General features: G+C 70.5%; 1 protein-coding gene. It reads right to left on the bottom strand.

Going from position 1 to position 363, the window contains the following annotated elements; genetic code table 11:
• Nucleotides 1-363 (bottom strand): ATP-binding cassette domain-containing protein (locus PUR56_RS35535; protein ID WP_329952003.1); only part of this gene is annotated, 363 nt, incomplete at both ends.

Raw genomic sequence — 363 nt, 5'->3', positions numbered from 1 at the left:
CGCCGACGTCGATGCCGCGGGTGGGCTCGTCGAGGATCTGGACCTTGGGTTTGCGGGCGAGCCAGCGGGCGAGGACGACCTTCTGCTGGTTGCCGCCGGAGAGTTTGCGGACGTCGTGCTCGATGGAGGGGGTGCGCACCCGCAGCCGGTCGGAGTAATACTCGGCGAGATGGCGTTCGGCACTTCTGCGCACGAAGCGGAAGCGGCGCAGGCGTTCCAGCCCGACGGTGCTGGTGTTGTCGCGGATGGAGCGGTGGTGGAAAAGGGCCTGGGCTTTGCGTTCCTCGGGGGCGAGGCCGAGGCCGGCGAGGATGGCGTCGCCGGGGAGGCCGGAGCGCAGGTTGCGGCCGTCGAGGGTGACGG

Source organism: Streptomyces sp. BE303, from assembly GCF_036290945.1.
Classification (GTDB): domain Bacteria; phylum Actinomycetota; class Actinomycetes; order Streptomycetales; family Streptomycetaceae; genus Kitasatospora.
This window is presented reverse-complemented; position numbering and strand designations above follow the sequence as displayed.